Origin of the sequence: Streptomyces zingiberis (assembly GCF_012034935.1) — a bacterium.
Lineage (GTDB): Bacteria > Actinomycetota > Actinomycetes > Streptomycetales > Streptomycetaceae > Streptomyces > Streptomyces zingiberis.
The window spans coordinates 197,686-219,934 of record NZ_JAATEN010000009.1; the positions used below are offsets into that span (position 1 = coordinate 197,686).

Below are 22,249 nucleotides of genomic sequence, written 5' to 3' on the forward strand. Positions count from 1 at the left end.
CGCGGGGGAGAGCGCCGCGGAAACCCCCGCGAAGGCCGGGAGAATCAACGGATTGGTTCGGACCCCGGATGGGCATGGTCCGTGCGTGTCATGGACACGTACGTCCCTGGCTCCCCCCACATGGAGGCTGCTCATGCCCGTACGAATGCTCCCCCGCGCGGCGGCCGCGGCGCTGACCCTGACGTTCACCGTCGCCGCCGCCCCCGCGTCGGCCGCGCCCGCCGCCGCACCGGACCGTGCCCTCGCGGCCCGGGTCGTCACCTACGATGCCGGCGCCTCCGCGGAGTTCAAGGCGGCCGTGGACCGAGGCGCCGCCATCTGGAACGAGAGCGTCGGCAACGTCGAGCTGCGCCCCGTGGCGGCCGGGCAACGGGCCAACATCCGGGTGGTCGCGGACAACGGCTGGCCGCGCGCAGTCACCACCAGCCTGGGCAACGGGACGGTCTACATCGGCCGGCAGGCGGTCGACGAGGGCCACAGCACGATCCGCATCTCCTCCCACGAACTGGGCCACATCCTGGGACTGCCCGACCGCAAGCCCGGTCCCTGCTCCAGCCTGATGTCCGGCTCCAGCGCCGGAACCACCTGCACGAACCCGTACCCCAACGCGGCCGAGAAGTCCGAGGTGGAGGGCAAGTTCGCCGCTGCGCTCGGGCGCGCGGAGACAAGCCCGCGCTGACCGGGGCGAAGGTCTCCCGCCGCGACTCCGGCGCCGCGGCGGGAGCCCCGCCACGCCCGCGCGGCGGTTCCCGGCCCCGGCCGCCCGTCACCCACAGCGCGATATCGCTTCCGGTGCCGGGACGGACCGGACTGCCCAGGCCACCCGGCCCGCCGGAACTCCCGGCCGGTCGTGGCCCGGGCCCGGCCGCCGCGATTCAGCACGGTTTCCACTTCCTCGCCACGAGCGCGTCCACCGCGGCACGGACGTCCTCCGGCGTCCCGGTGACCTCGGAGAGCTGGGCGGCCTTCCGTGCGTAGGCGAGTTCACGGAGCTTCTGCCAGGCGGGCCGGCCGTCGCCCGAGCCACGCGCGGCCTCCAGCGCCTCCCGCACGGCCGGTGAAGGGTGCGACTGCCCTGCGAGCGCCTGGGACCCGGCCCCATCGATCGCCTCGGTCAGCAGCTCGTTGTCGGCTCCCAGCGCGTCCAGCCTCGCCTCCTGCCAGGCACCGAGGGCGAACGGTACGTCGAGCCGCACGTCGGGCTCGGCCTTCTGGAAGATCCGCACGAAGGACGCCAGCCCGTTCTTGTCCGGGTGGAAGCCCGCCACCGCGTAGAACCGGAGGGCCGCGGGCGCGGGCCGTGTGATCCGAATCGCCGTCAGCCGGTGGGCCGGCGCCGCGTCGAGAAGGGTGAGCAGCAGAAGAGACCCCACCCCGATGCGGGGAGGCTCGCCCGCGATGTGGTGAATCTCCAGCTCCTGTCCCCTGAGCTCGGCTTCCACGGATCCGGAGACACCGCAGCCCTGTGCCTTCACCGCCAAGCGCCCGGCTTCCGCGACGGGTGACGGGGTCAGCTGACAGTAGATGTTCTCCTTGATTCTGCTCTTCCAGTGTCTCGGCTGCGGTGCGGCCTCGGACATTCTCTTCTCCTTCTCCGGCAGGCGCGGCGTTCCGGAGGCCTCCGTTACCGCCGGGATTCCTCCGGAATCATGGCGCGAGTGCCGATCGATTCACCGGTGCGGGCCGCAACGCTATCCGAAGGGCGAGTGGAACGCAGGTCGCAGAGTGATAAGAGAAAATCCCGCCACAGGTGCTCATGAATTTCGCCGGGGGCCTGGGCCGTTCGTCCCGCCCGCTTCATCCAGCCATCGTTCTGTTGTTGCCGGTCGCCGTCGATCCGATGTCCCCCCTGGCCGCCCGGTGCGTAACGGGCGCCGCCGGAGGCCGGCCCGCCGCCCCGTGGGGTGGGCCGTTCCGGCGAATCGGGCGGAGTTTCCCGCACCGCGTCCGGGTGGCCGTCCCCGCTCCTCGATTGCCGGGAAAAATATTATCCACCTGCCTCAGGTGCAGCTCGCAAAATTATGGCGGAAACGTTCTTCTCGATGCTTCGCGGATAACAGAGAAGGGCGCGGCGGGGTCGTTCCCCCGAAAATCCTGGCGAGCCTGGAAGATGAGCGGAGGGCCTGATTCTTGATCGACTTTCGCTGCGGCCCGGGCTGTTCCAGACTTGAGATGCCGCAGGACGACCGGAAGGAATTACCGGTGAGTCGTGCGGTATTCCATCCGTCCCGTTTCCCGGATCAAGGGGTGATCTGTATGGCTCTGGGTGATGAGCTGTCCAGTCTGGATTTCTCGTCGATGATCGGCGGACCGCTGACCGCGGTCGTCAAGGCGCAGGCGCAATCGGCACAGTCGTCGGTTGACTTCATCAAATCGGTAGGGTTCGACAAGAACGGCAGCCCTACCATGGTGAGCTTCTCCTACGACCGGCCGGTCGAGAAGAAGAACGAGAACGGCGTCGTCACCGGCGTCGACCACAAGAAGTTCACCCTCAGCGTCCCCATCCTGACGATGCTGCCGACGCCGTTCCTCAGGATCGCCGAGACGACGATCGAGTTCAACGCGAAGATCAATTCGGTACAGGAGTCGACCACGGCGTCGTCCAGCTCGCTGAACGCGTCGCTGGACGCCTCGGCGGGGTGGGGCCCCTTCTCCGCCCAGCTCAAGGTCGGCTTCTCCCATCAGCAGTCGACCACGGAGGGGTCGAAGGTCGAGCGGACCTACTCGCTGCAGGTCAGGGTGAAGGCCGTTCAGGACGAGATGCCGGCCGGTACCGAGCGGCTTCTCGGGATCCTCGAGCACAGCATCAAGGAGGTCCCCGCCGACGGGGGCGGAGGCGCCGGTGGCGGCGGAGGTACCGGTGGCGGTGGCGCGGCAGCACCGGAGCCCGCGGCTGCGGGAGCGTCCGCAGGGTAGCGCCCCCGGGCTGTCCAGGGGGCCGGCGCCCCGCTCCTCGGGGCGGGGCACCGGCCCCGGACGGCGGACGGCGCAGGCTTCCCCCGTCAGGACAACAGCCCCGGGAGCCGTGAGAAGAGAGCCAATCCGACGAGAGGTGAGGAACAGAGGTGACAGATCTTTCCGAATTGCTCGGCACGCTCCTGGCAAGCGTGTCGAAAGCGCGGCAGATGGCAGATGTCCAGACGGCCGTCATCGCTCAGCAGTACCGGGAGAACGCCCTGCTGGAGGGGTTGAGCGTGCCCCGGGTGCGGCTTCCGGAACTCCGAATCGACCTCCCGGTCCTCATCGAAGGGGTGGCCGAGGGTTCTCCCGTCCGGTTCCGGGACCCGAAAGCCATCGTGCACGAGGTGGTCACCGCCGTGTCCGAGACACTCGGCGTGTGGAAGATGGAACTGCCACCGGACGTACGGAAGAAGCTGACGGACCGCCTCCGCGCCAATCTCCGTCACACCCTGGGAAAACCCGGGGAGACCCTCCACAGGGAGGACATCGTCCGGCAGGCGGAGAAGACCAGCCGTGCCGTGCTCGACCGGTCGGCTCTCTCGGGCAAGCTCGACACCGATCAACTGCACGCGATCATGGACGAGGTACGTCACCGGGTCAACCAGTGCTCCGAAGAGGACGCCGGGCAGGCGCCACTCGTCCGGGTCAACCCGATCTCGGGCGACGTCAAGGAGCGTGTCTCTCCCGGTGTGGTCGCCCGGCTGAGCCTCGCGATCAAGGAGGAAGGTCTCGAATGGGAGATCACGCGGTCCGGTGACGGGACGACAAGAAGCAGGCTGGGGCCCGAATGAGATCTACTGAACGAGCTCGCCCCCGGCCCGCCGGAGAGTGCTCATGCTCTTCATGAACCGCCATCTGCTCCATCAGCACCTGATGGAACTCCCCGGGATCGTCGATGCCTACGCCGCCCGGGAGGCGGGGTTCGTCGACGGGAGCCTGAACTGGCTGGCGGCGGTGGAGAAGACCCTCCTCCGGCTCCGCCACCCGCTGACCGGTTTGATCGCGACCACCCGGGGCGAGGTCCTCGCCGCGCGGGACGGCCACCACCGGCGGGGTGGAGAACTCTCCCCGCCGGCGAGCACCCGCCGGGTACAACAAGCCGCGACAGCCGTCGCGCTGCGTCAGGTCGAGACGTCCCTGCGGGACGTCGTGGAGAGCATCGACCGGCAACTCGACGGGTACCGGGAGAAAATGGCCCAGCTCCTGGCCGTCGCCTCCAACGCCGAGCCGATCCCGGCCGGCGAGGGCCGGTCACGTGACGCATGGCTGCGATCGGTGTGGGACAGCATGGCCGGGACCAAGGAAACGGCAGGCATGCACGCCTATCTCAACGCGGCCATGGCGCGCGGCGACGTCCTCGCCCTCCTCGGTGAGGTCCTGGAGAACCTGCTGGCCGCGGCCGGTGACCCGGACCGGCGGGAGGAGCACCCCGGCACAACCGGAACCTGACCCGTCGGGCCGGCCCCGTCGGGTGGCCACACCGTGGGCCACCCGACGGGGCGACGACAGACGGCGTTCGGCCCACCTCAACGCCCGAGGGGGCCACCGAGAGGCCTCCGCCCCGGAAGGAAAGAGTGTCCGTGGCCCACCGGACCCCGCTCCCCGAACCGGCGCCCCGGTCGCGCCGCGGTGGTGATCGGGGACGGGTACGCCGGTGCGGGCACCGCCTGGTACGGGTGGCGCCCTCCGTCTTCCCGGCCGCAGAACTGCTCCAGACGGAGCGGAAAACCCAGGAGCTGGGTGGTCAGATTGCGGTGTGCCGACACCAGGGTGCGCACCGTGGCCGGCTGCGCCCCCGATGGCGGGCCGCCGTAACCGGACCGGGTGCGTCCGTGGCTCGTGGTAACCCAGAGACTGCCGTCCGGCCGGCCGGTGACGCGGCATGGCACGAGGCCCTCGCGCGTGACGAGCCAACGAGCGAGGACACCTCTGGTGAAGGCGTCGAGCGGATACCAACTGCCTGCCACCCGGACCCGGGGCAGCCGGTATCCCAGCTCCACATCGCGGAGCCGCATGGTGCGGAGGTCGGACAGGCCGTGTCCGGTGCACACGGCCAGCGCCACCACGGCGACCGAGCGCTCCCAGGTCTCCGTGGTCATGCGGGGTGGCTGGCAGCCGGCGAACAGCCGGACCGTGCGGTGAGCTTCCACCGGGGTGAGACGCTCGGCGGCCTGGGGCCTGGGGCGTGACAGCCTGAGAGGGCTCCCGCAGAACCGGGAGAACGTGTTGAGGGTGGCGATGCGCGCGGCCATGGAGTTGGGCGCGGCCATGGCACGGGGGCCTTCGGCACCGGCGCGCCGTCGCGTCGCGCCCTCGTGAGCGGCGGCCAGCCAGGAGCTGATGTTCGCCGGGTCGAGGAAGTCCGCCACACTCAGCTGGCTCTTTTCACAGGACCGTAGGGACTCGAGATAGTTCACATACTCGTGCAGGTAGGTTCGCCGTTGTGCGCGCGTACTACCGGAGAGGGTCCCGAGGAATTCGTCGATGACGGTGCATGCCACACCTGAACGGGCGCTCATGCGCCGAGTATGGATTTGCCCGCCGAGTGCCCCGGCCGGTGCGAGTGCCTGGTGGCGGAATAACAGCAGAGGAAAATTCTCGCGTCAAGCGTGGAACGGGACCGCCAAGGGAAACCCCTCGTCCGGGAGCGTTTCCGGCTCGCCGCTGTTATCTCTTCCGAACAATAGCCGATTGTCGTAATACGAAGTTTCTTCGGGGAGGATTCTTCTCGGCGTTCCCGGCCGTGGCGAATCGCGAAAGGATGGTGGGGCGAATTGCCCGCTTCCGGCATGTCGGCGGAGTGGTGGGATGCCTCGGGCGGCCGGCCCGGGGAGATAACAGGAGCAGAGGCCTGCGGCAGCCGGTTTCCAGGGGGGGGGTGAAGAATTACTCCGTCCGATCGCCCCGGGGTGGGTACGCGATCCCCACGAGTAGGGGCCCTGGCGTCGGCTGTGTTCCGTACCGCTGCCACCACGACTTGCGTGGTGATCGGGATCGTGTAGTTACTGATGGCAGACAGCGCCGTTCCATGCGCCCGGCCTGGTGCCAGTCGTAAGGGGAAAAGAATGTCCCGGTGGAAATTTGCAAAAAGAGGGGAACCCTATGGAGGGAAAGTCGTCGAAGTCGTGGCTCTCGTCAATCCTGTCGTAGGTCTGCGGTGGAATGCCTTGGGTTTGAACGACGAGAAATGGCGAGGCCGTCTGACGGTCAGACGTGGCAGGCGTGCGTTGCTCGCCGAAAATATGGAGACGTATCCTGAAGCGGTCGGCCTTGAATTTATTCTGGTGCGCGTTGCCGCCGAAATCGCCGGTGTCTGGGGAGTTGAGGAGATTCAGGTGGATTTTCCGGCGATCGGTCCGAGTGTGATCGCCCGGTGCCAGAAGGGCGAGCTCCGGCGGAGAGGGAGGTCGCTGCGGACCATCGGAGAGATCGAAGAATGGGGGAATCGCCCTCTCCGGCACGTGGCCCACCGGGAGGATCGGCCCTGCACCGCCCCTGGGCGCTGGGGGACTCCGGCCGATCGTACGGATGAGCGGGCCGGACAGATGGCCGGAGCTTGCCTGGCCGCTGCCATGGCGGGCCCTGTGACCGGCACTTTCACCGAAGTGCTGAGAGTCACGGGACGGATCCTCGCCGGCCACTGGGAGCCGGTCTGTGAGAGTACCGCGTTGTCTCCCGAGCGGTGAGCGCCGCAGCACCGGGGCGCGAGCCGGCGGAGGCGGGATGTACCCCTCGTGTCCGTCCCGACGAGGCGAACACGGACGGCCCCGGCCCCCCTGCCCCCTGTGTCCGCAAGGCAGGTGGCGACGGCCCCCGCAGCGGCCGTCCTGCGCGCCGGACTCGGCACGGCCGGACAAGAGCAAGCCGATGCGGCCGGTCAGACAAGGCCCGCAGGCCGGGCGGGGAGCCGCGGACTCCGCAGGCTTGGCGGGCGGCACGCCACCCCTCCTGGAAAAGCCGCCGCGAAGCCGGAGTCCGGAGAACAGCTCATATCGCGCCTTGGTATGCGAAAACTTGTTGCACGGGATAGCGTTATTGTTCCGCAGTATCGATACGCGCCTCGGGTAATCGCCGAGCACGTTCGGTTTCCGGAATCCAGAGTCCCCCTTGAGGGATTTCCGCGGTCACCGGGTCCGGGAGGTCTTCCCACATGGCGGTGGAGGGGCTGTCCTCCCGGAGGAGTCTGAAACTCGCGTCCCCCTCGGAACCGTCCGAATTCAATCCGATGGGGCGGCGATGAAGCCAAGGAATTCATGAAGCCGGTCGGTGTCCCGCGAAAATGGAGTAACTGACGGAAAGCTGGATGACCGTGTGCTCGGTGCCTGTCGCAGGTGACCCGCAGGAGGTGCTCGAACCGACCCCGCTCCACCGTCGCATTCCCAGGGTCGCGACCACCCCGGACACCGTACGGAAAGACCGCGGTGACGGAAGTCTGAAGATGCCCCCGGTCCCGGGGGTCCTGACTGGGAGGTCATCATGCTCGGAAAACGTGTTCTCTCCCTTCTGGCCGGTACCGTGTTCCTCCTTGCCGGCACCCTGTCGGCCTGTGGCGGTCTACGAGAGGAGGAATCGGCGACGGTGAATGCTCATATCTCGGAGGAACCGGGGTACAGGCCTGAGATACCCTCGGCGGTCGACAGCCCTGAGCTGCCCCCATCCTCCGGTCCACAGCAACGACCGACGCCGGGCGCGGAGGGCGCGATCCGGGTCTCGAAAGCCCACAGTTCCCTGATGCGGCAGGCCGCGCGCGTCTCGTCAGCCGAATTGGTCCTCCACCGCGACATGTGGGATTTCCTCACCGCGCAGGCCGGAAACCATGCGCACTTCCAGGCGCCCATGCAGATCAGCGGGGACGAGGGCGAACGCGTCGGCACGACTCTCTCCGGGCGGTCTTTGACGGCCGTTCTCGCCAGCCTCTACAGAACGATCCATACCGCTGAACCGGGGGAGGGCGACCAGGAACTGGCGGCCGTGCTCTACGACCGGATCAAGGATGGGCTCGCCAGTCTCGGGGCGGACGGCGAGCCGGTCACCATCACTCTCGATGACGGCAGCGTCCCCGCCCCGGTCCGGACGAGCATGCCGCCACCGGCCGGGTCGTCCTCCACCGGCCCCGGCACACCCTCGCCGTCCGCATAGGAGACCGATCCGCGGTGCGAGGTGCACCCGGCGCGGCCCCACCTGACGCGGTGGGGCACGCCACCACCGTGGCCTCCGCCCGCGCTGCCCCGTACAGGCACGTGCGACGCCCGCACCACCGTTCACATCCGCGGGTACGGCGGTCCCGGCCGGCCGGGAAGCTCTGCCGCGGCCGGGGATCAGGCGGTGACGATCTCCTCGCGGAGTGGCTGGAGAGCCTCAGCGATCGTGCCGATCACCGACGGTTCGACCCCGGCGTCGGCGAGGGACGCGGCGAGATGGCCCATGACACGTTCGAAGGCGGCCGGTGTGATCGCGAGGTGCTGGTGCGCGGCGCGCATGGAGCGGCCGGAGTAGGGGCGTGTGGCACCGAGCGCCTGTCCTACGAATCGCCGTTGATGTGCCTTGAGCCGGTCGAGGTCGACACCGGTGAAGTAGGGACGCAGCTCAGGATCGCCGAGCACCTTGTCGTAGAAGATGTCGACGACCGCGGCGACCGCGGGCTCCCCTCCGAGCTGCTCGTAGAGGCTGGGCGCTGCGGTCTGGGCCGGCGGGGTGGGTTTCGTTTCCGTCATGCGGCCAGCATCGGGCGGTTCTCTTGCCGGGAGGTCAGGCCGTGGTGAATCCGTCGTGAGAAGAGGTTCACCCAGCCACTCTCCGTCGCCGCGAGCACTTCGTAACGTGGTGATGACACGAGTCGCGGGTGCTCCGGCCGGCAGAATGACGTGCCCTGTGATAAGGCGGGGACTGCCATCGCCGTGGTGGGCCCCCTGCCCTGATACCCGCCACGCGCTGTGTGCACGGCTCTGCGTGAGGCCGGCGCGCGGCAGCGGGCTTTCCCGTCACCGCTTGTCGTCGCCCTGGCTCTGCGAGAAGTTGCCTTCCCAGACAGCTTTGGCGCCGGAGTCACCGATCCGGTAGACCTGCACGGTCGCGCCGACGGCCACAGCCAGCGCGCCCAGCAGCACGACGATACGTACCGGGAGGGAGGAGACGGTCCTGGCCGCCCCGGAACCGCCGCCGCGCGGCCTGTCGTCCTCCGGCACGTCCTGCCGTCCCCCCGCACCTGGCGGCCGGCGGGCCACGGCGCGTCCCACCCACCAGACGACGAGAGTGAGCACGAAGAGGGCGGCCGCCCAGGGGGTCAGCCCACCGCCCAACTCGGTGTGCCGTTCCATCAGCGCACTTTCTTCCACCCGTTCCTCCAGCCACTCGCCGGATTCGGTGCTCAGTACCACCAGGACGAGAGTGATCAGGCCCAGCAGTGGTACCAGCCAGCTCAGCCGTCGTGCCACCGACGCCCACAGGGCGCAGACGACGAGGAACAGGGCGGTCAGCGGGACCAGGACGACGGCGCCGTGGACCAAGAGCACATGACCGGGCACGCCATTGACAACACCGATCACCTGGACCTCCTCGACAGGGGTGCCGGGCGAACCTGGACGGGTTCGCTCCTTCCGGCATTGTGCGAGAACACGCCGCCGGTCGGCGCGGTGGCACAGGCAGACGGAGTAGCGCCTCGGCCCCCGCACGCGCGTCGCTGCCCCGCCGTCCACCGCCCGAGCGGTGCGGTGCCTTCCCGGTGTCCGCAGGGCATCCCGGCGTGGCTCTCACACGCGACGTACGCCGGCAGCGGCCGGACCGGACCGGTGTGGTGCCGACTGTCAACAGATGACACGCGGTTCGTTACGATGAGCCTCCCTGGAGTTACGAAGGAGGCCTCGTCCGTGACTGGTCCGGCGTTTTCCAGCCTTACCCGTTCGACGACCCTGCGGGAGCAGGCGCTCGAAGCGTTGCGAGCGGCCATCACCGGCGGCCGGTACCGTCCCGGTGATCATCTGGGCGAGGTGGAGATCGCGGAGCGGTTGTCCGTCAGTCGCGGGACCGTGCGCGAGGCGCTGCGCCATCTCCAGCAGGAGGGGCTGGTCACCCCCGGGGCCCGGGGAATGCTGAGGGTGTCTCAGCTGTCGCCGGCCGAGGTCCGTGAGCTCTTTCAGGTTCGTGAGGTCCTGGAGGGTCTCGCCGTCCGGCAGATCATCGAGTCGTCGCGGAGGGCGGAGGCCGTCCGGGCGCTTCGGCAGGCCGTGGAGCGGTTGCGGGAGGCCGTCGCGTCGGGCGCCGATCTGGAGGCCAAGGTAGAGGCTGACCTGGGCTTCCATCTCCTGCTGTGCGAGCTGTCGGGTAACACGGTCCTGCTCCGGACCTGGCGCCAGCTCGAGGGGCCGATCCGTGTGGTCATCATGAGCGCCTCGACCGAGCGTCGCGAGGTGGCCATGGCCGCGTCGGCCCATCTGCCGGTCGTGGAGGCGATCGAGCGGGGCGACACAGCTGGGGCGCAGGCCGTGCTGCACGTGCACATGGCCGCTGCCGTCGACCAGCTCGGCGCCGTGGATGGTGATCAAGCCGGGAGCTGACACTTTCCTCCTTCGCGAAGGCCCGCCGGGAAGACCCGGTGGGCCTTCTTTTTGCGCCCCAAGGGTTGACACCGGTCCGCGCACTCCCCAGCATCATGTGTCGCGGCTGTTAACAGTCGACAGCCAACAGTGGGTGGTGAGGACGAACCACTCCGTAAGCGATCAAGGAGGATCGGCATGGCTGCTTCCCCGGCCCCTGCGCAGTCGGCCCAGGGCTCGCCCGAGCGGATGAGAGTCGCCGTCGGCTGTGGCGTGGGCGCGACCATCGAGACGTATGACTTCATCGGCTTCGGGACGGCCGCCGCGCTCTACTTCGGCGACGTGTTCTTCCCCGACTCCGACCCGCTGTCCGCCACCCTGCTGTCCTTCGCCACGCTCGGCATCGGCTTCGCCGCCCGCCCGCTGGGCGGGATCATCGCCGGCCACCTCGGTGACCGTGTCGGACGGAAGCCGGTGCTGGTCGGTTCGCTGCTGCTGATGGGCGTGGCGACCGTCCTGATCGGCTGTCTGCCGACCTACGAGATGGTCGGCGTGTGGGCGCCGGTGCTCCTGGTGGCCGTGCGTGTCGTCCAGGGACTCGCCTTCGGCGCCGAGTGGGGTGGCGCGATCCTGATGACCTTCGAGCACGCCCCGTGGCGGCAGCGAGGTCTCTACACCGGCATCACCCAGGCCGGGTTCCCGGTCGGTCTGCTCCTGGCCAACCTCGCCTTCCTCGTGAGCCGGAACACCCTGGACGACTCCTGGGCCTGGCGCGTGCCTTTCCTGCTGAGTGCGGTCCTCATCGTGGTGGGCATCCTCATCAGGCTGAAGATCGACGAGTCGCCCCAGTTCGAGGAGTTGAAGGAAGCCGGCGAGGTCGCGAAGAACCCCCTGTGGGAGGTGGTCCGCGAGGACTGGCGCGGTCTGCTGCGCGCCTTCTGTCTGCGGATCGCCGAGACCGCGGGATACGCCGTGTCGGTCACCTTCGTCCTGTCGTACCTCAGTGACGGCAACGCGCCCGACGTCACCAGCGCGGTGAGCCTCACTGCCCTGGTCACCGCCGCCGCCCTGGGTATCGCCGCCACCACCGGCTGGGGCCTTCTCTCGGACCGTGTCGGACGCCGGCCGGTGTACCTGCTCGGCTGCACCGTGACCCTGTTGTGGGGTGTGCCGCTCTTCCTGCTGGTCAACACCGCGACCGCCGCTCTTGTCCTGGTCGCCTTCGTCATCAGCTACACGATCTGCCAGAACTCGCTGGCCGGCGTCCAAGGGGCCTGGTTCTGTGAGCTGTTCGCCACCAGGACCCGCACCGCCGGAACCTCGCTCGCCTACCAGCTCTCCGCGGTCGTCTCCGGCTTCACACCCATGATCGCCACCGCCCTGTACTCCGTCGTCGGGTGGACCGGCCCGGCCCTCCTCTTCAGCTTCTACGGACTCCTCGGCCTCGTCGCCGCCCTGCTGACCCGGGAGACCTGGGGCACGGCCGAACGGCGGCAGGCCGACGCAACCGCGCGGGCCGCGGCGTCCACCGCCGTCCCCGCCACCCCACTCCACTGACCCACCACCGAGAACAAGGAGCGATGTGACCCCCACCCCGTCCACAACCCCCACCCTCGGCGGGCGGACCGGCCCCCCCCCGCCCCGGGCACAGCGCCTGCGAGCCCTGCACGAGTCCGCGTACCGCATCAGGCTGAACGCCTTGAACATGGCGGAAGTCCAGGGCCAGGGCTACATCGGGCAGGCGCTCGGCGTGGCCGACCTCCTCGCCGTCGTCTACCAGGACGTCCTCAACCACCGCCCCGACGACCCCGAGTGGCCCGAACGGGACCGGCTGCTGCTCTCGATCGGGCACTACGCGATCGCCCTGTACGCGGCCCTCGCCGAAGCCGGTGTCCTGGACGTGGCAGAACTCGAGACCTACGGAAGTGACGACTCGCGTCTGCCCATGTCAGGCATGGCCTCCTACACCCCCGGCATGGAGATCTCCGGAGGCTCCCTCGGCCACGGCCTGGGCATCGCGACCGGCCTGGCGCTCGGACTGCGCCACCAGGGCAGCCCGGCCCGCGTGTACAACCTCCTCTCGGACGGTGAACTGGACGAGGGCTCCACCTGGGAGGCCGCCCTGGCCTGCGCCCACCACGGTCTGGACAACGTCACCGCCATCGTCGACGTCAACGCCCTGCAGGCCGACGGACCGACGCAGGGCGTGCTGCGCACCGAGCCCGTCACGGCCAAGTGGGAGGCGTTCGGCTGGCACGCGATCCGGGTCGACGGCAACGACGTCGACGCTCTCGTCACCGCCTTCGACGACCTGCGCGCCCACCGGGGATCTCCCACCGTGCTGGTCTGCGACACCCGGATCGGCCACGGGGTGCCGATGCTGGAGACCCGCGAGAAAGCGCACTTCATGCGGGTCGAGGAACACGAGTGGCAGATCGCCCGCGACCAGTTGGCCGAGCGCTTCCGCGCCGGGGAGGGCGAGGGGCCCACCGAGAGCCCGGATGGTGGGCCCTCCACGACCGCGGACAAGGAGCACACCGTATGAACACCGCCGGCGCCGCCGCGCCCACCCGCAGGCTGACCACCTCGGCGATGATTGCTTCCATCGCCGAGGAGGGGCAGCGCACCACCAAGGCACCCTTCGGACACGCCCTCGCCCGGCTCGCAGCGGAACGCCCCGAGATCGTCGGTCTCTCCGCGGACCTGGCCAAGTACACGGACATGCACGTCTTCCGTGAGGCGCATCCCGGGCGGTTCTTCCAGATGGGGATGGCGGAGCAGGTGATGCTCGGCGCGGCCGCCGGTCTCGCCGAGTCGGGACTGACCCCGTTCGCCTCCACCTACTCCGTCTTCGCCACGCGGCGTGCCTACGACTTCCTGTGCCTGGACATCGCCGAGCCCGGTCTCAACGTCAACGTGATCGGCGCCCTGCCCGGTCTGACCACCGGTTACGGTCCCAGCCACCAGGCCACGGAGGATCTGGCGATCCTGCGCGCGATGCCCGGCCTGACGATCGTGGACCCGGCGGACTCGGTCGACATCGAGCAGGCGGTCCCCGTTCTGGCGTCCCATCCCGGTCCCACCTACACGCGGTTGCTGCGCGGCGCGGTGCCCACCGTGCTGGACGAGTACGACTACACCTTCCGGCTGGGACGCGCCGCCGAACTGCGCGGCGGGCGCGACGTGCTGTTCATCTCCACCGGCCTGATGACGGTCCGTGCGCTGTCGGCGGCCCGGGAGCTCGAACGGGACCGCGTCGACGTCGCGGTCCTGCACGTGCCGACCATCAAGCCCTTCGACCGCGACACCGTGCTGCGGGAGGCGGGCAAGGGACGCCTCGTCGTCACCCTGGAGAACCACAGCGTCATCGGGGGCCTCGCCGAGTCCGTGGCCTCTGCTCTGGCCTTCGCCGGGGCCACGGCGCGGATTGTCCCTATCGGCCTTCCCGACGAATTCCTCGCCGCAGGCGCGCTGCCCACACTGCACGACCGGTACGGGCTGTCCGTGGAGGCGATCAAGGATCGCGTCCGCCGAGAGCTGTGAACCCGACCTTCCTCACCCAGGAGCCCGCATGACCACCCAGCACACCCCCCGCACGGCCCTCGTCACCGGGGCCGGATCCCGCCGCGGGATCGGCCGCGCCGCCGCCCACGCGCTCGCCGCCGACGGGTATCACGTCGCGGTCCTGGACGTGGACAGGGAGGCTGCGGACGAGACCGCCCGTGAGGTCGCGGCCCGGCACGGGGTGCGGACGTTGGCCCTGGCTGCCGATGTCGCCGACGCCGGCGCCGTGGACGCGGCGATCACCGAGGCGGAAGCCGCGCTGCCCTCGATAGGTGCTCTCGTCAACAACGCGGGCATCACCTCTCCCGTCCCGTTCCTCGGCGTCACCCCCGGCGAATGGGACAAGATCTTCGACGTCAACGTCCGCGGCAGCTTCCTGGTCACCCAGCGGGTCGCGGCAGGCATGTCCGAGCGCGGCTTCGGCCGCATCGTGTTCCTCTCCTCGGTCTCGGCCGAGCGTGGGGGAGGAGTCTTCGGTGGGGTCGCCTACTCGGCGGCCAAGGCCGGGCTCCTCGGTTTCGCCCGGGCACTCGCCCGGGAACTTGGCCCTTCGGGGGTGACGGCGAACTGCGTGGCGCCCGGGTTGATCGACACCGACATCACCCAGGGCAAGCTGGACGACGCCCGTAAAGCAGCGATGACGGCGGAGATCCCCGTGCGCCGGATCGGCGGCGTCGAGGACGTGGCGGACGTCATCGCGTTCCTGGCACGGCCCGGCTCCGGTTACATCACCGGGGCCACCTACGACGTCAACGGCGGATCCCACATCCACTGAGCTGACACGGGCGTGCAGCACCGCGGGACCGAGGTGAACGGCACAGTTGTTCCACGGGGAGCGGACCACCCGCGATGTGTGCGGGCGGCCCGCTCCCTTCCGGAGCGCCGTGCCGATCACCCGTCCTCTCTCCTCGCGGGGGACGGGCGCCAGGCGGCATGATCAGAGCGTTCTCATCAGGGACCGGTGAGACCGCCCCGCTGCGCGCGGAGCCGGCCCGGAACACCAGGCCGCTCCGTGCACAGGACAGCAAGGAGCCCCGTGCCCGACGAACTCACCGGAGCCGCCGCACCGGTCATCCGGCTACGGCCGGACTTCCGCCCCACGGCGTTTCTCGCCCGCACCGAGAAGTCCCTGCTCATTGCTGGGGACTGTGAGGACGGGCCAGCCGTCGCGAAACTGCTGACCACCCCGGAATCACGGTGGGCCGAGAAGTTCGGCACGGAGATCGACGCCTACCGGACCTTCGCCGCGGCGCCCCGCCGGTGCCGGTTCCCGCCTTCATCGCCGCCGACGACCGGCACCACGTGCTGGTCGTCGAGCACGTCCGCGGCCATTCCCCGGCCCCGGGCCGCGACCGGTTCCCGCCACGAGCACTGGACCCCGCCCACGTCACCGGCATGCTGACGGCCATGACCGACCTCGGTCGATGGAATCCCCCCGCAGGGGCGTTCACCCGCAGCCTCGACCACCTCGCCCGTCTGGACCGGGACCATCACCAAGGCCTGACCACCGCGCAGGAACACCAGGCGCTGACCGACCTGTTCCACCAGGCCGGCACCGTCCTCGTACCAGGGCACGGAGACCCCCTGCCGGCCAACTTCGTGGTCCGGCCCGGCGGACAGGTCACAGTGATCGACTGGGAGCACGCGGGACACTACCTCCCAGGTCACGACCTGGCGGTTCTGTGGATCGCCCTGGCCGCCACTCCGGAGGCCCGTCCACGGATCGAGGAACGGGTGGCCGCCGGATCCCCCTCGGTCCGCGCTGCCTTCACCCTGAACCGGGCCATGCTGCTCGTGCGAGAACTCCGCAGCCACCGAGTGGTGCCCCCATCCGCATGGCGGGACGAACGGGCGGCGGCCATCGACCGTGACTGGCGGGAGATACGCGATCTACTGCGGGCGGGGTGACGCCGGACCGGCTTCGCAGGCGGGAGCGGACACCGCTTGCCGACGAGTTGGGGCAGCACTCGTCGAACGGCGAGCCGCGGCATGCCGATGAGAGCTGACAACGCTCGGCGGGGGAGACGGTGTCTTTCCCCTGCCGTGTGGTGGCGTTGGGGTTGCTCTTCGGGATGCCCTCAGTGGTCTGCTGTGCTCACCGGTCGGCGTCCTGTCGCCGAAGGCCGTCGAGGATGACGTTCATCAGGGGCCGCGCCGTGGTTTTCCATTCCTTCCGTTCCAGACGGCTGAGGTAGCCGATGAGCAGGAGGACCCCGGGGGCGTCCACGTCCGTGCGGATGGAACCGGCCGTTTTCCCGGCATCCAGCAGGTGGGTGAGGGCGCCTTCGATGGGGTTGTGGCTCTGGACGACGAGGTCCTGCCACGCCGTTGGCTCGAGCGCTGCCAGAACGCCGCGTTTGATCTCGGCGTAGTCGATCACTTGGTCGAGCCAGTGACGCAGTGCTTCCACGGGCTGGTGTTCTGCCAGCAGAGCGGGGGCGGCGGTGACGAGTTCTTCGACGTCGCGCCGGTAGACCTCGGCGAGGAGCGCTTCGCGGTTGGGGAAGTTCCGGTAGAGCGTTCCCTGTCCCACCCCGGCCCGTTTGGCGATCTCGTTGAGGTGGACGTGGGGGGACTCGGCGAGGGCCGCGCGGGCGGCCTCCACGATGCGGGTCCGGTTCCGCGCCGCATCCGGACGGCGTGCCGGCGCGCTCATGGGCATCTCCTGATGTTCCGTCATCACAAGTGGACGCGTGTCCGGTAAGGTGAAGCGCGCACCGGACACGTGTCCATTTTACTTGGAGGCAGCAGTGCTCTCTCTTCACGGCAAGATCGTCGCCATCACCGGAGCGAGCGGCGGCATCGGGGAAGCAACCGCCCGCCTGCTCGCCCGGCACGGCGCCGCGGTCGTCCTCGCGGCCCGCCGGAGCGAGCGCATCGACGCCATAGCGCAGGACATCCGGGAGGAGGGGGGCCGTGCCGCCACGTGCGTCGTCGATGTCACCAAGGCCGAAGACCTGCAGCGCCTGGTCTCCGCCACCCTCGACGAGTACGGGCGTATCGATGTGCTGGTGAACAACGCCGGCATCGCCCCGATCAGCCCGCTGGCCGACCTCGACACCGAAGGCTGGTCGGCCATGATCGATGTCAACCTTCGCGGCATGCTCAACGGCGTCGCGGCCGCCCTGCCCGTCTTCCGCGAGCAGGGAGCGGGCCACCTGGTGAGCATCGTCTCGGTGGCCGGCCTGTACGGCGCGTCCCCCACGATGGCTGTCTACGCCGCGACCAAGAACGCGGTCCGCACCATCCACGAGGGGCTGCGCAGGGAGTCCACCGACGGGGTGGTGCGCACGACAGCCATCTCGCCGGGATACATCCGCACCGATCTCGCCGACTCCATGGCAGACCCCCGTATCCGCGAGCAGACACGCAAGTACATGGACGTGGCCGGCATCGCGCCGGCCGCGGTCGCCCGCGCGGTGGCCTTCGCCCTCGAGCAACCCGGTGACGTCGAGATCGGCGAGATCAACGTTCGCCCCACAATCCAGGCATGACACCTGCCATCCGAGCTCCCCGAGCCCGTACCCGGACGGCCACACCAGACCAGCACCGTCACCACCGCGGTGCCGATTTCAGCGTCCCTCGAAGATGTCCGCACAAGAAGATCCCCGGCCGCAGCAGCTCAGCCCCCTCTACGGTTCAATTTCCCATATCCCAGCTCATCGATGCGCAAAACGATCGATCGGCCGTATCAGGTGATGGTCTTGGTCAGCGCCTTCCCGTCCGCTGTCTCGACCATGTCATCGACGAGCTTGGTGCCGAGGAGGTTCCATGCCGGTGTGGGGTTGTGCCGCATGGCAGCTGAGGCGATCTCAGGTTCGAGGGAAGCCCAAGAGGCTCAGGCACCCCCAACAATATGACAGCGCCTTACCGCCCTTCCCGGCAGTGATGATCTGGTTCAGCCACGCCGGGCTCCCTTCGAACACCAGGAGACAAAATCCAACTGCATTGATCGGCATTCCATTTATGGCTCGAGGGTGCCGGGTTTTGTATGAGGGCGGGGAGTGGGGGCCTCTGGACAGGGGTGGACCGGAGGTTCATTCTTGGGGGGTAGGTGCCGTATCCCGTAGCGGGTTGCTGTAGTCCGTACCGGAAGGTGGCGCTGGTGAAGTTCAGTTACGCCATGCTCCCTGACTATCCTCTGGCCGAGTCTTTGGTGTCTGTCCAGCTCGCTGACGAACTCGGTTTCCATGCGTGTTATGCCGCTGACGAGACCTGGCACAAGGATCTGTGGCTTCTCTTCGCGGCGGCGGCTGGTCGTACCAGCCGGATCCGCCTCGGTCCGAGTGTCTCCCCTGTGACGCTGCGCGAGCCGACGCTGATCGCCCAGGCCCTGGCCACGCTTGACGAACTGTCCGGGGGACGCGCCGAAGGTGTCGTGTCCAGCGGTAACTTCGGCCTGCTGGCGCAGTATCGCATCGACTGGGCCCATACCAGGCCGCTGTCGCGAGTCAAGGAAGCCTTGCAGGTGATGCGCACGTTCCTCGATGAGGGCGCCATCACGCATGACGGAGAGTTCTACTCCTACGATGGCCTGTTCACGTTCGCCCGGCCGGTGCAGAGCCGGTTGCCCTTGAAGCTCGGTGCGATGCGGGGGCCGAAGTCCTTCGAGGCGGCCGGCGAGCTGTCGGACGGCTGCCACCATGCCCTGAGCTACACCCGTGAGGCCTACGACTACGCCGTGCGGCACATCCGCAGGGGTGCGGAGCGTGCGGGCAAGGACTGGCGTTCGTTGGACATCGGGGCCTGGGTGGTCTTCGCGACCGGTCCCGACTCGGTGGTCGCCAAGGAGGCGGCGCGCAGCATGGTCGGCATCTACGCGTCTTCCATGCCCGAGGAGCAACTGCGCCGCAACGGCGTGGACCCGGCGGAGCTGAAGCCGGTCATCGACGCGGTCAACGCCGGCAACCTGGCGCGCGGCATCGACATGACCACCCCGGAGATCGCCGAGCGTCTCTCCATCGCGGGTACGCCGGAGGAATGCCTGGAGAGGATCGGGCGGGACATCGCCCCCAGCGGTGTGAACCACATGATCTGCGCGATCACCGACCGCACCCTGGTCAAGGCGTTCACGGGCCGTGACCTCCCGGAGGCGGCCGACGTAAACACCCAGCTCCGCCTCATCCACGAGCGGATCATGCCGGCGTTCGCCTGAAGCGCGACGATCAGCACGATCGGAGTCAAACGATCGGTGTTGTTCAAGGAGAACACGTCGACGACAGCGGGGCTGCGGCCGAGTCCGCCAACGCTGCCGAGCGGCAGCCGGTGCAGGGGGCGGGCGTCACGCCGCTCCTTCCGTGGCGGCCCACTCCAGTCCGAGGCCGGCGAGGGTGGCGAGTTTGTCGGGGGTGAGTTTGGTCCGGCGGCTCTTGCTGTTGCTGAGGAACACCCCGAGCTTGACCTCGGTCCCGTCCTCCAGCCGCTCTACGTGACCCCTGGGGACCTTCACAGAGCCGGTGCGGGTCTTGTACTGCGCCAGTGCCGCAACGCCCCGCTCGAAGGCGCTCACGGGTGCCGTGGGCGGCTTCGCGGACGCGTCTGGCTCCACCGGTGTCGGGGCCGGGGCGAGTGGGGTGACGCCGACGGCTTCCAGGCGCTCGCGCTGCCCTTCGGCCAGGGTCTCCCATACCTCGGGTTTGCGCTGCCGGGCCAGCCACCGTCCGATGTCCATACCGTGGACGGTGACCCCGGGCAGGACGTTCGCCGGTCCTTCCTCGTCACGGACGAGTTCGCGCAGCGCGGTGTAGTGCCGTTGCCACTGGGTGGGCCACGACGGGTTCCAGTCCTCGTCCACGGCCGCCAACGCGGCCTCCCACTCCGGGTGGTCGGCCAGCGCGCCGGGACGGCGCAGGTTGCTCAACCACTGCCCCACGGGCTTGTCGAGCGCGGCCGCGGACCGGGGAGCGCACAGTGTCCAGTGCTCCTGGTAGTACACGCGGGCCGCGGCCAGGTTCTCCTGGAACCGCGCATCGGCCGCCGACCAGGCCATGCCCAGCTTCTCCAGACGCGCCGCACGCCTGCCGGTCATCTGCCCGGCCCCGTACACCCGCCGCTGCTCCGCGACCCAGGTCCCCAGCGGGAACGCGCCCTCCTTGTGCTCGTACGGCACCCGGGCATGGCCCTCACGCTCGACGAAGTCCTTGAGTTTCGCCCAGCCGCGGGCCCAGTCCTGGCGTTCGGTGTCGATCACGTTGAAGGACACCCAGTTCGCGACCATCACCAGATCACGCGGAGCCGCAAAACGGAGCAGCAGACGGGTTTCTTCCTCGTCATCACCGGGCGCGGCACCGATGTATTCGGAGGGCTGCGCGACGTCCTTCTGAGGCTCCTGCGGGATCGCCAGCAATTCCACGGCCTCTTCATCGTGAGCCCGCAGGCCCTCAAGTACTTTCACCAAAGGCCGGTACGAACCCGAGGTGAACATATCCTCCGGCGATTCATCGGGCTGGAGAAATACCGGCACGATCAAAGACGCGAGCTTTCCCTCTCCGGGCTTCTGACGCAGCGCGCGGCCGATCGCCTGCACGATGTCATGCGGCGCGCCCTTGGGATCCAAAAGAGCAACGCTGTCCACTGCCCTGATGTCGACGCCTTCCCCCAAAACGCGACAATTCGAAAGCACCGCCCGCCGTGCCGTTGCACCGAAGCCGCCCAGGACCTCCCGCCGGCGCTCGGGGGTGTGCTCGCCGCACAGCCAGTCCGCCCAGATCTTCGCGGGGTACTTCTCGGGCTGGTCGGCGTGCAGCTTCGACGCGACGCGCTGAAGGCCCTCGGCGTACGCCTGCGCCTCCATTGTCCGGTGGTGGAAGGTGATGCAGGTCTGGAGCCCGTGCTGCGCCATCGTGTGCAGCAGCGCGGCCTGGAGCGCCCCGAGGCGCTGCCCGCGGACCTCCTCGGTGTGCCGCTCCTCGCCCATCAGCTTCTCGGGCGTGACGAGGGGGTCCTGGAGCTCCAGGACGATGATCTGGTACCGCGCCAGCAGCTTCCGCGACACCGCCGACGCCAGCGACAGCTTGTAGAGGACCGGTCCGAAGACCTTCTCGTCGTCCATCGAGGCCGCCATCTCACGCGGCAGCGGATCGCGTACCCCTTCGGTGACCTCCTGGTTCAGCCGCTCCTCCCAGATCCGCGGCGTTGCTGTCAGGTACAGCCGGCGGTGCGCCGGGATCTTCGTCTGGTCATGGATGTCCGCCCACGCCTTCCCCATCGACCCACTGGTCCGGTGCGCCTCATCGACCACCGCCAGGTCCACCGGGGCGAGCTTCTGCCCGTAGGCGCCCTCGAACGCCTCCACGAGCACGCCCAGCGACGCGTAGGTGGCATAGATGGTCACCGGCCCTGTGGAGTGCCACAGAGCCAGCTGCACGGGGTTCGTGGTGGACCGCACCCCCAGGTGGAACAGCTCCGGGTCGTCCAGCTGCGAGCACACCATGACCGGTGGCCCCCTGTGCCCGGCGCCGTGCCACGCCTTCACGGTCTGCGCCAGGAGATCCAGGGTCGGCACCACCACGAGAATGCGGCCCTTGGGCACAATCCGCTTTGCGGAGGCCGCCGCGATGATGGTCTTTCCCGTCCCGCACGCGGCGTGCACCTGCCCGCGCAGACCATTCCAGGGAACGCCGCCCGGCGGGATATCGAGACCACGCACGATGGCGGCTACGGCCTCAATCTGGTGTTCACGCAGCTTCACGGCCACTCCGTGTTCTCCTTTTTTGCCGAATGCGGCGCGTCGTAGGAATGAGAGTCCGGCCGGGGTGGTGGTGCCTGATCCCAGACTCTACACAGTCAGCACCCGTGATGCATCATCCCTGCGACAGCTTCTCCCTGTAGGGTGATACTTGACCGAATCCTGCCTCACGGCACGGTTCGTAGGGTATGCTGGCGGGGCATTGATGAACGTGAACGGCCGGTTTAGAGGGTGGGGGAGGGGTTCGGGTGGAGCGCAGCGGAGCCCGTCACTGCGGCGAGGCCGACACTCGATCGGGCCGACGATCCGTCACTTCCGTTGCGGGGGTGACGGCTGGGACCCCCAAGCCCTACACAGGCCCGCACGCGATACACCTCCCCTCGTAGCCAGCCGGGTGATCGCGCTTGCGCGGTCGCCCCCAATTCGCGCTTGCGCGAATTGCATCACTTTTCCGAATTCCGCTTGCGGAATTCCATTCCCGCGCTTGCGCGGGAATATGCGTGCC

At 68.8% G+C, this 22,249-nt stretch carries 20 protein-coding genes; 14 read left to right on the forward strand and 6 right to left on the reverse strand.

The features are described from left to right. Positions 1–133: 133 nt before the first annotated feature. Complete coding sequence (locus HCK00_RS14580; RefSeq protein WP_168102335.1) at positions 134–679, forward strand: snapalysin family zinc-dependent metalloprotease; 546 nt, start codon at positions 134–136, stop codon at positions 677–679. 196 nt (positions 680–875) lie between these two features. Here the strand turns inward: HCK00_RS14580 and HCK00_RS14585 are convergent, their stop codons facing one another. After that, entirely contained in the window at positions 876–1,580 is a 705-nt protein-coding gene (locus HCK00_RS14585) for a hypothetical protein (protein ID WP_168102336.1), read from the reverse strand. Between the two features lie 592 nt (positions 1,581–2,172). Between HCK00_RS14585 and HCK00_RS14590 the strand changes: the two genes are divergently transcribed. From HCK00_RS14590 to HCK00_RS14600, 3 genes are all read left to right on the forward strand, one after another. Beyond that, a complete protein-coding gene (locus HCK00_RS14590) occupies positions 2,173–2,916 on the forward strand; it encodes a DUF2589 domain-containing protein (protein ID WP_206320349.1) in 744 nt (247 codons plus the stop codon). Positions 2,917–3,065: 149 nt separating this feature from the next. Continuing rightward, positions 3,066–3,752 (forward strand): hypothetical protein, encoded by a 687-nt coding sequence (locus HCK00_RS14595; protein WP_168102337.1) that lies wholly within the window; start codon positions 3,066–3,068, stop codon positions 3,750–3,752. Positions 3,753–3,795: 43 nt separating this feature from the next. After that, complete coding sequence (locus HCK00_RS14600) at positions 3,796–4,410, forward strand: hypothetical protein (RefSeq protein ID WP_168102338.1); 615 nt, start codon at positions 3,796–3,798, stop codon at positions 4,408–4,410. A 77-nt stretch (positions 4,411–4,487) separates the two neighbouring features. Here HCK00_RS14600 and HCK00_RS14605 read toward each other — a convergent pair whose 3' ends face one another. Then, positions 4,488–5,480: a site-specific integrase gene (locus HCK00_RS14605; protein ID WP_168102339.1), complete on the reverse strand. Its 993-nt coding sequence runs from the start codon at positions 5,478–5,480 to the stop codon at positions 4,488–4,490. A 654-nt stretch (positions 5,481–6,134) separates the two neighbouring features. Between HCK00_RS14605 and HCK00_RS14610 the strand changes: the two genes are divergently transcribed. Next, positions 6,135–6,647: a hypothetical protein gene (locus tag HCK00_RS14610; RefSeq protein ID WP_168102340.1), complete on the forward strand. Its 513-nt coding sequence runs from the start codon at positions 6,135–6,137 to the stop codon at positions 6,645–6,647. Positions 6,648–7,437: 790 nt separating this feature from the next. Then, positions 7,438–8,100 carry a hypothetical protein gene (locus HCK00_RS14615; protein ID WP_168102341.1) on the forward strand — a complete coding sequence of 221 codons (663 nt, stop codon included), beginning with the start codon at positions 7,438–7,440 and terminating at the stop codon, positions 8,098–8,100. Positions 8,101–8,279: 179 nt separating this feature from the next. On the opposite strand, the gene HCK00_RS14620 is transcribed toward HCK00_RS14615, so the two are convergent. Further along, on the reverse strand, positions 8,280–8,675 hold the full coding sequence (locus HCK00_RS14620) for a group I truncated hemoglobin (RefSeq protein WP_168102342.1): 396 nt from the start codon (positions 8,673–8,675) through the stop codon (positions 8,280–8,282). Positions 8,676–8,942: 267 nt separating this feature from the next. Next, complete coding sequence (locus tag HCK00_RS14625; RefSeq protein WP_311765324.1) at positions 8,943–9,506, reverse strand: DUF2231 domain-containing protein; 564 nt, start codon at positions 9,504–9,506, stop codon at positions 8,943–8,945. Between the two features lie 285 nt (positions 9,507–9,791). Here HCK00_RS14625 and HCK00_RS14630 point away from each other — a divergent pair, with 285 nt between their 5' ends. The 6 genes from HCK00_RS14630 (at position 9,792) to HCK00_RS14655 (ending at position 15,965) form a co-directional block, all read left to right on the forward strand. Further along, positions 9,792–10,514 carry a GntR family transcriptional regulator gene (locus HCK00_RS14630; protein WP_168102343.1) on the forward strand — a complete coding sequence of 241 codons (723 nt, stop codon included), beginning with the start codon at positions 9,792–9,794 and terminating at the stop codon, positions 10,512–10,514. A 177-nt stretch (positions 10,515–10,691) separates the two neighbouring features. Continuing rightward, positions 10,692–12,050 carry an MFS transporter gene (locus tag HCK00_RS14635; RefSeq protein ID WP_168102344.1) on the forward strand — a complete coding sequence of 453 codons (1,359 nt, stop codon included), beginning with the start codon at positions 10,692–10,694 and terminating at the stop codon, positions 12,048–12,050. Positions 12,051–12,075: 25 nt separating this feature from the next. Then, complete coding sequence (locus HCK00_RS14640; RefSeq protein WP_311765325.1) at positions 12,076–13,038, forward strand: transketolase; 963 nt, start codon at positions 12,076–12,078, stop codon at positions 13,036–13,038. Beyond that, the gene (locus HCK00_RS14645; protein ID WP_168102345.1) at positions 13,035–14,036 is read left to right on the forward strand and encodes a transketolase family protein; all 1,002 of its coding nucleotides are present in this window, start codon (positions 13,035–13,037) and stop codon (positions 14,034–14,036) included. The genes HCK00_RS14640 and HCK00_RS14645 overlap by 4 nt, the downstream gene beginning before the upstream one ends. Positions 14,037–14,064: 28 nt before the next feature. Beyond that, the gene (locus HCK00_RS14650) at positions 14,065–14,832 is read left to right on the forward strand and encodes an SDR family oxidoreductase (RefSeq protein ID WP_168102346.1); all 768 of its coding nucleotides are present in this window, start codon (positions 14,065–14,067) and stop codon (positions 14,830–14,832) included. Between the two features lie 485 nt (positions 14,833–15,317). After that, on the forward strand, positions 15,318–15,965 hold the full coding sequence (locus tag HCK00_RS14655; RefSeq protein WP_168102347.1) for a phosphotransferase family protein: 648 nt from the start codon (positions 15,318–15,320) through the stop codon (positions 15,963–15,965). 187 nt (positions 15,966–16,152) lie between these two features. Here the strand turns inward: HCK00_RS14655 and HCK00_RS14660 are convergent, their stop codons facing one another. Continuing rightward, complete coding sequence (locus HCK00_RS14660) at positions 16,153–16,713, reverse strand: TetR/AcrR family transcriptional regulator (protein WP_168102380.1); 561 nt, start codon at positions 16,711–16,713, stop codon at positions 16,153–16,155. Positions 16,714–16,807: 94 nt separating this feature from the next. Here HCK00_RS14660 and HCK00_RS14665 point away from each other — a divergent pair, with 94 nt between their 5' ends. Both HCK00_RS14665 and HCK00_RS14670 read left to right on the forward strand, forming a co-directional pair. Beyond that, positions 16,808–17,551, forward strand: coding sequence for an SDR family oxidoreductase (locus HCK00_RS14665; protein ID WP_168102348.1), 744 nt, complete (start codon positions 16,808–16,810; stop codon positions 17,549–17,551). 611 nt (positions 17,552–18,162) lie between these two features. Beyond that, entirely contained in the window at positions 18,163–19,212 is a 1,050-nt protein-coding gene (locus tag HCK00_RS14670) for an LLM class flavin-dependent oxidoreductase (protein ID WP_168102349.1), read from the forward strand. Between the two features lie 126 nt (positions 19,213–19,338). Here HCK00_RS14670 and HCK00_RS14675 read toward each other — a convergent pair whose 3' ends face one another. Further along, a complete protein-coding gene (locus HCK00_RS14675) occupies positions 19,339–21,753 on the reverse strand; it encodes a DEAD/DEAH box helicase (RefSeq protein ID WP_168102350.1) in 2,415 nt (804 codons plus the stop codon). Between the last annotated feature and the right edge of the window lie 496 nt (positions 21,754–22,249).